Source organism: Frankia sp. AgB1.9, from assembly GCF_016786355.1.
Lineage (GTDB): Bacteria > Actinomycetota > Actinomycetes > Frankiales > Frankiaceae > Pseudofrankia.
In genome coordinates this window covers 97,801-104,363 of the sequence record NZ_JADWYX010000018.1, presented here as the reverse complement: position 1 = coordinate 104,363, position 6,563 = coordinate 97,801, and the positions used below count along the sequence as shown (strand labels likewise).

Here is a 6,563-nt window from a genome sequence, read left to right as displayed (position 1 = left end):
ACAGTGATCGTCTTGTTCGTGGCCGCACCGGTCGCACCGGCGGTGGAACCGCCCGAGCTCGACGAGCCACAGCCTGCGGCTAAAAGCACCGAGCCGACGGCTGCCGCGGCGGCTAAAACGGTCCTGCGCTTACGGATCATCATTTTCCTTCGAGGCTTTTGTAGGTGGCTTAGCGGCGTTCCCGCGGCCAGGACGAGAAAACCGGCGGTAAGCGTGCGCTCGGCCCGCCGGAACAGTCTGCCGCCTCGCGACTTCCTTATTGTTTGCCGGCAGGGAGTGCGGATCTTGAACTCTCGTTCACCCACGGTTCGGGCCGACGCGGCCCTCCGAGGCCGCCGAAGGGTCGCCAGCAGTACGGATATCCGGAGGATTTTCTTCCGGTTCTTCCGTCCTCGCGAGAACCGCGATGGGTACCTGACGGCCTGGCGACCAAGACCCCTCTCCACTATGCAATCACCGATTGCTTTTCGGTTGGTGGAGTATGCGGTCGTAGATCACACCCTGTCAAGCAGGTGTTTCAATGAGGGGATGGAGCAACGACCGGCCGCGGCAGGCGACGACGGCGACGTGGCTGGCCGGGGGGTCCTCGACAGCGAGGAGGATCTGTCCGGGCCACCGGCGACAGCGCACGGGTGCGCGAGCACGCCGCCCGAGGCGGGTTCCGCCCGCTGGTGGTTCGTCCGGGCCGTGGCCGCGCGCAAGCGGCGGCCTCGCCAGGGAGGGCTCTCGGTCGCTCGCATCATCGACGCGACACTGGACGTCCTGCAGAAGGACGGCTTCGAGGCACTGACCCTGCGGTCCGTCGCCGAACGGCTCGATTCCACCATCGGTTCGCTCTACCGGCACATCGGGAGCCGGGACGAGCTGATCGCGCTGCTCACGGACCACGTCATGGGCGACATCCGGACTGACCGGACCGGCCAGGGCTGGCGAGCCGACATCGAGGCACTGATGCGCGAGGTGCGCAGGCTGAGTCTCAGCGTGCCGCTGCCGCCGGCTGCCCGCACCCAGGCGGGTTACGGGCCGAACATGCTGCGGGTCATCGACGCGGCGCTCGCGCTTTTCCTGGAAGCCGGCCTGACGGCCGAGCGGTCCGCGCTGGCTACCATCAACATGATGGAATTCCTGGCCAGTTCGGCGATCCGGCGAAACCGCCACGGCCAGGTTCCCGCCGGGGCGCTGGGATCGGACGGCTTCAGCGACCTGCTCACCACGCTTCCGGCGGACCGGTTCGCCGCGCTGCGGACAGCGGGAACCTTCTACGTCTCGACGTCAGCGGAAGAAGTCTTCGACAACGGCCTGGCCATCTTTCTCGACGGCGTGACCAGCCACCTTCCCGAAAAGCCCTGACGCCCACTCTGTCCCCAGAAGAGACCGAGGGACGGCACCGGGTCGAAAGCCGTCGTCAGCGCGACGATCTACTGGCGGGCGACCGTGGCGTTCCTACGCTTCTGGCGGAGCGACGATGCGCGGTCCGTGGGACGCCCGGCAGGCCTGACGCCCCGATCAGCTCCGCGTTGGGGCCGCGCGTGTCCCACGCCCGCCCGCCTGAAGGAGCCTGTGGTGTTCCCCTTCCCGTCGTTCGCGTGCCGCCTGGTCCCGATGGCAGCGGCCGTCGCCGCGGTCGTCGCCGTCGCGAGCTGTTCTGACAACGCCGACGCACCGGCGACAGCTGGTGCGGCCTCATCGCGGCCTGCGCCGTCGGGGCCGACAACGGCCGCACCCGAAAAAGGGGCGACGGGCGCGCCAGCGGCCGGCGGGGCGGCCTCGACGCGACTCGGGGCGTCGCCAGCCGGGACACACCCGGCGGAGGATGGCGATGTCGACGGTGACGGCCGGCCCGACGAGCTGAGCGTCAGCGGGACCCACCTGCTCGTCCGCTACTCCGGCGGCGGGACGGACAGCGTCGCCTTCCAGGCCGGCGACCCCACCAGCGTGCGCCTCCTCGGAGCCTCCGACGCCGACGCCGACGGACACGCCGAGGTGTTCGTCCAGGTCGACCAGGGGGCAGCGCAGCAGGTCTCGACTCTCTTCCGATACGTCGGCGGCCACCTGGGCCTGGTCACCCTCGACGGCAACCAGGCCACCCTGGCGTACGGGGGCTCGACCGGGTACGTCGCTTCCTGGTCCTGCCGACCGTCGTCGTCACCGAACGCCGCGCTGGCCACCGCGACGGGACCGAGCACGGGGCCGAACGTCTACAAGCTGACGGTGACCGACTACCAGTTCGACGGCACTCGGCTGGTGTCCCTGTCGACCAGGACCTTCGCGCCTGCCGGCTTTGACGCGCTGCCGATCGACCATGACGCGCATTCGGGCAAGGCCGGCTGCGGCCCCGTCCTTCCAGGCCAATGAGCCTGCTCGCCCGCACAGCACGCGCGTCGGACCGGCCTCCCGGCCGTCGCGGCGAACGTCGGCGAAGCGCATAAGCTGCGGACCGTCAGCGGATGCCCGCCGGCCCGCGGCCGGACAGGAGGCGACTTGTCCGACACGCCGTCGCGGTCGCCGGTCAGCGACCCCCACGACGACGCGTTCGCCACGCTGCTGGCGGAGAGCTACCAGCGTGTTGTCGGCGCTGCGCCGCCATTCAGCGAGAGCGGGCTGGCCACCGCCCGCTGGCTTTACGCCGACGCACCGTTCGGGGTCCTGGCACACGACGGCGGGGCCGACCCACGCTTCGTCTACGCGAACGCCACCGCGCTGCGCATCTTCGGTTACCGCTGGGACGAGATGGTCGGAATGCCGTCACGGCTGTCCGCTCCCCCGGCCGACCGCGGCGAGCGCGCGACGCTGATGAAAGACGTCCTTCGTGGCGGGTACACGAACGACTACCGGGGCCGGCGGATCACCCGGACCGGGCGCCACTTCTGGATCGAGGACGCGACGGTCTGGAACATCGTGGATCGCGAGGGCACGCTTCGAGGGCAGGCCGCCCTCATCCGCGCGTGGACCGACGCGTGACCAAACCTCACGTGGATGCGCAGCGACCATGCCGGGATTACACAAGGACGTCCTGACCGAGGCCTTGTGGAGCGGCTCGCGCCGCTGTCGCCCGAGCGGCCGCCACGCGCACGGCTGTCAGCGCCCGCCGAGCTGGTCCTGGTGAATGGCCTGGTGCGCGACCGCGGTGCCGGGCATCGTGGGCTTTGGGGGCTTGCTGTTCGGCCGGTCGACCTTCCGCACCCAGGACCGCGCGCCGGCGGCCAGGCGCTGCTCGATCTTGAGCTCACTGAGGCCGACGAGATCCAGGCCGGGAATCATCAGGTCCTGTTTCGAACCATTCGATGTGCCGACGAAGGAGCCCGACCAGCTCCGGGTGCGAGGAAATCGGCCGGACCTCGCCGATCTCACGGTGTTTGAGCGCCCGGGGCTTGCGGGGCTGGTCCGGCTCGTCAGAGCAGCGGGGTGAGATCTCCGGGTTGTTGCGTTCGAGCATCGCCTCGCCCCACCCGGACGCGGGCAGCCCATCGGCCTGGACAACCTCGAGGCGGGGGTACGGTCGGCCGGGCTGGCCCAGGCCTGACCCGGGACCGCCTGCGATCCGCTCGGCCGCCGGCGTGCGGCGTCGCCGTAGGTGAGCAGCGCCCGCAGCTGACCGGGACGCCAACCCGGATGATCATAGGTTCAGGTCAAAGGTCCGGGCCCGCTGATCGCATTTGACCGGGACGAGGGATGCGTATTGATGAAGACCCCCGATGAGTGCACCCGATTTCCTGGTCGAGCGAGAGATTGCTCAGCAGGTACCGGGCGCATCGCGGCGTGAATTCTGGTGGTAAGAACTGTGGCCGTCACGGCCGCAGCGATCGCCAGAACGGCTATAGTCATTGTGATTATCGTGCGCAGGCTGATATTTGTCTGCTTGTTCCACGCCATCCGATCACCGAGACTCGGAATCTGTTCACTGGCGTAGTGGGCTCGCGGTCATCCGGCCAGCGACACTTCACCGGGCGGGCTAGCAACGAATTGCCTCGTCGGCACGCCGGCTATTCCGATGATAGTTGCTCGCGTCCGCCTAGTCCCCCGATATCTTTGCGGTAAGAGCGGTGGGCCGACGAGCACCCGCCAACTCGTCGACATCGCCAATAAAATATGATCGGCTGCTCTGCGTCGACTCCAAGGTCGCTGCAGGGGGCCGAGGTCGACCTTCCTTGGCACTGGTGGGCCACCTGATTTCGTTCGCACTCCTCCTGGCCAAAGGCCGGAAGGCCTGCCACCAACGGTCCACGTCCGCAGATGGCCGTTTCACGTCAGGACGACGCGCCAGACCACCTCGCGCCACCTGCACCTATCACCCAGCGCGACGCCAAAAGGTCAAACGACAAGCTAAGAGCGGCGCAGCTGATCGTCAACCGGAACAGCGCCTGGTCCGACGACAAATATATCGCCACGGATCCTCTTTGAGCGGTACATTACTCCCGCCTCCCATTCCTGGGGCCACGACGTCCGCTTACGCGACCATCGGACATTTTCCAGGAGAAAACGCAGGTCGGGGTAGTCGATCGCGGACGTAAGATCGGCTTCGGTGAATTCGTCCAGGAGATCCCGCAGCGCGGTGGCGATTTTTCTGAGTTGGTTGACCTCGAGCGGTCGCCGCGGATTCTGGTCCAGCAGTACTCTCGTCACGTCGACATCGACCGTATCCGCGAGAGCGCCCGCTAGCGGCGCGATTGTACCGACGGCCAGTCCCAGAGTTCGGTCGAGTCTTCTTCTGAGGCCGTCGATCTGAAGGGGCGTACTGCCCTTCTGTGGGCGGTTGAAGAGGCGTCCCAATCCAATGAGCGCAGCTATGATCCCACCCGTGTCCGACAGGATCGCACGGATGTCGCCCCGACTCCGGTAAACGTCATATGCGGCGCCGGCATCAAGAGCGCCACCGGCGACCAGATCCCGTCGACGAGCCCTGGTAACAATCTGGAGAAGTTTCTCGGCACGATCTCGCGCGATCCTGAAATCCTCTGTCAGGGGCACGGAGAAATCCCGGTCGTGCGCGTAGTCATCAAGGTATCGGGGTGTGTGGATGAGGATTCTGTCGAGCTCTCCGATCAAACCGTCGACGCGATTGTCAGAGAATATCCGGGCATGCCGGCTGGTCAGACTGACCGCGATACTGATCTCGACTGCGTTCCTCAGCGCGTCGACGACGTGTGAGACCGGCGCCCGCCGCAGGCACAGCCGATCCACGGGCGGAAGGCTGGTTTGTAGCAGGCTCAGCATGTCCGCGACTCGCGCCAGATCTGGTTGTTCGGGTGCTGACTCAGCGCGCGAACTCCGCCTGGCGGCGGACCGCGCCGCAGGGCCGGGTGTCTCGCCGGCGTCCACGGCAGCAAGCTCGGCGGTCGGCGGTTGCGACGACGAAGTGTGATCCAGGTCGTCCACGCGCGGCGGTTGACGCGCGACGTCCGGAACCCCAAGCCGAGCGGTGAGATCTGCCGCCAGCATCACAAACGGCCCGCGCTCGGCCTCCTCGACAGTGCCCTCAGCGAGCGCCGAGTTCACCGCTTCGAGCGTCGCCCAGTCCTCTACACGGTCACGCACGGGCCGGAGCGCGGCGGCGACACCCGCTCTGAACCTGTAGTGCTCCGGCGATCCGCCCGTGCCGGGCGGGTAGGCCGGCTCAAGAAGCCCGTTGACGAAGACCTCAGCACGCTCCAGCGGACCCGTTTCGGGCGCGAACCGCGACTGTAGAAGATCTATGAGCGGCAGCGAAAGCAAGGGCGCGGAAGCGACGAGCTCGGCCAGGCTCACGGCAGCCTGCGAGGCCCGCGCGCGGAACGCGAAGACAATGTCGGCGGCGGCGACCGACATCTGGCTGGCAGACACCGCTGCCACGGAAGGCTGGCCCGGCAGCGTTACGCTCGCGACCCATCCGCTTCCGTCGACGACAGCGGCCGCCCATTCCCGAACACTTGTCGAATCCAAGGTGAGGACCGGCACCGACAATGGTGCCTCGCGACCGCCCTCAGCGACCTGTCCATACTCGGCCGACCACCAAGCGACGTCCACGTCGAGCATCTCATTGGGAGCCGCGGGGCTCGCCGCGCGGGCAGCCGCATCGGGCAGGCCGAGGGCGGTGGATGACCAGTATTGAGCGGGCAGCATGTGCACGATCGAGGTCGGCATGCGCCGCGCCCAGTTCGTGAGCGCTCGCCAGATGTCGGGTTCGGCCCAGTGGTCCGCGACGGCATCCGTGGCCAGAAGCACGAGGCGCCGTCCGCTGGGATCGACGAGGCGTTCCGGTGGCCAAGCATCGCCATGGTCGTTCTGGAGCCGGAGGCGCCCGCCGACCTCGGCCGCGCCCCTTTCGCTCACAACAACCTGCCAGCGGTCCACAGCGCGGAACACATCGGCTGCTTCGAGGGCTGTCACGAGTCGATCCAGGCTGTTCTTCCACACGGCCACACCCGCCCCCGCGTCGACGACGACCGCTACATCGAGATGCCGTCGTCGCGCGACCGCCAGACCGCGTTCACCGTCGTCCCCCGAACCGCGCACGCGCTCGAATGCCTGAAACGCGTTCGCAAGTTTCACCGTTTCGGCGAGTACCTCGGTTATTCGCCCGGCCG

5 protein-coding genes and 1 pseudogene are annotated in these 6,563 nt (G+C 67.7%); 3 read left to right on the top strand and 3 right to left on the bottom strand.

Translation table 11 applies throughout. From position 1 onward, the window contains the following. Window positions 1-305, bottom strand: a pseudogene (locus tag I6A60_RS41455) (hypothetical protein); the annotation flags it as partial. 223 nt (window positions 306-528) lie between these two features. On the opposite strand from I6A60_RS41455, the gene I6A60_RS09370 reads away from it, so the two are divergent. The 3 genes from I6A60_RS09370 (at window position 529) to I6A60_RS09360 (ending at window position 2,961) form a co-directional block, all read left to right on the top strand. After that, a complete protein-coding gene (locus I6A60_RS09370) occupies window positions 529-1,350 on the top strand; it encodes a TetR/AcrR family transcriptional regulator (RefSeq protein ID WP_203018259.1) in 822 nt (273 codons plus the stop codon). 213 nt (window positions 1,351-1,563) lie between these two features. After that, window positions 1,564-2,355: a VCBS repeat-containing protein gene (locus I6A60_RS41450; protein ID WP_238435079.1), complete on the top strand. Its 792-nt coding sequence runs from the start codon at window positions 1,564-1,566 to the stop codon at window positions 2,353-2,355. 126 nt (window positions 2,356-2,481) lie between these two features. Next, complete coding sequence (locus I6A60_RS09360) at window positions 2,482-2,961, top strand: MEKHLA domain-containing protein (protein WP_203018257.1); 480 nt, start codon at window positions 2,482-2,484, stop codon at window positions 2,959-2,961. 117 nt (window positions 2,962-3,078) lie between these two features. Here the strand turns inward: I6A60_RS09360 and I6A60_RS09355 are convergent, their stop codons facing one another. Together I6A60_RS09355 and I6A60_RS09350 are read right to left on the bottom strand one after the other, a co-directional pair. Further along, complete coding sequence (locus I6A60_RS09355) at window positions 3,079-3,261, bottom strand: hypothetical protein (RefSeq protein WP_203018255.1); 183 nt, start codon at window positions 3,259-3,261, stop codon at window positions 3,079-3,081. Window positions 3,262-4,323: 1,062 nt separating this feature from the next. Beyond that, the gene (locus tag I6A60_RS09350; protein ID WP_203018253.1) at window positions 4,324-6,528 is read right to left on the bottom strand and encodes an SAV_2336 N-terminal domain-related protein; all 2,205 of its coding nucleotides are present in this window, start codon (window positions 6,526-6,528) and stop codon (window positions 4,324-4,326) included. Between the last annotated feature and the right edge of the window lie 35 nt (window positions 6,529-6,563).